At 67.6% G+C, this 1,087-nt stretch carries 1 protein-coding gene; it reads right to left on the bottom strand.

Features of this window, described 5'->3' with window-relative positions; all coding sequences use genetic code 11:
* Positions 1-7 precede the first annotated feature (7 nt).
* A complete protein-coding gene (locus ABZU43_RS33015; protein ID WP_355010283.1) occupies positions 8-1,033 on the bottom strand; it encodes an IS30 family transposase in 1,026 nt (341 codons plus the stop codon).
* Between the last annotated feature and the right edge of the window lie 54 nt (positions 1,034-1,087).

Below are 1,087 nucleotides of genomic sequence, written 5' to 3'. Positions count from 1 at the left end.
GGCGGGCTCAACCGGTGGTTGCAACACCGAGGAGCTGGGTCATTTTCTCACCTGGGGTGGCCCAGCCCAGGGTCATTCGGGGGCGGTCGTTGAGTTCGTCGGCGACGTGGTCGAGGCCGGCTTGGTCGATGGTGGTGAAGTCGAATTGGCCTTTGGGGAAGTACTGGCGTAGTAGCCCGTTGGTGTTCTCGTTGCTGCCGCGTTGCCAGGGGCTGTGCGGGTCGCAGAAGTAGACCGGGCAGTCGGTGGCGATGGTGAAGTCACGGTGCCGGGCCATCTCCACGCCCTGGTCCCAGGTCAGCGAGGCCCGTAAGCGTTGCGGGAGCCAGGTCATCGCAGCGGCGAGCTGGGACACGACGTGTTCGGACACCTTGCCCTCGGGCAGTCCGACCAGGATCACGAAGCGGGTAGCGCGTTCCACCAACGTGGCGATCGCGGAACCACCACGCCCACCCCGACGGACCCCTTCGAGGAGGTCACCCTCCCAGTGCCCGGGCACCGCCCGGTCGGCGACCTCAGCCGGCCGGTCAGCGATGCGCAGGTTGACCCACGGCCGCGCCGAGCGCACCGCCCCAGCGCTTGCCGGCCGGCGGCGGCGAGCGGCCCGACCCGATCGCAACGCCACCTGCCGCGTCAACTCCGCCCGGAGGTTCCCCCGCGCCTGCAGGTAAATCGCCTGGTAAATCGTCTCGTGCGACACCCACATCTCCGGCATGTCCGGGAACTGCACCCGCAGCCGAGCACTGACCTGCTGCGGCGAACGACGCCGACGCAGCATATCCAGCACCACCTCACGCAACGGCCCGTCAACAGCCAACCGCGGCACCCGCCCGGACCGGTTATGCCGCAGAAACGACGCCCACTGCGCCATCAACGGCTGATACCGCTGCCCATAACGCTCGAACCGACCCACCTCCCGCGAGATCGTCGACACCGACCGCTCCAACCTGCGCGCGATCGACCGCAGCGATTCATTCGCAGCCCGACCCAACCCGATCTGCTCCCGCTCCAGCGGGCTCAACCTCAACGCCATAACCACCCCAACGAAAATCACGGAAGGGTGTTGCAACCATCGGTTGAGCCCGCC

Origin of the sequence: Micromonospora sp. NPDC005205, assembly GCF_040608275.1 — a bacterium.
In the GTDB taxonomy this organism is placed as follows: domain Bacteria; phylum Actinomycetota; class Actinomycetes; order Mycobacteriales; family Micromonosporaceae; genus Micromonospora.
The sequence above is the reverse complement of the archived record's forward strand: the minus strand, read 5'-3'. Positions and strand labels throughout refer to the sequence as shown.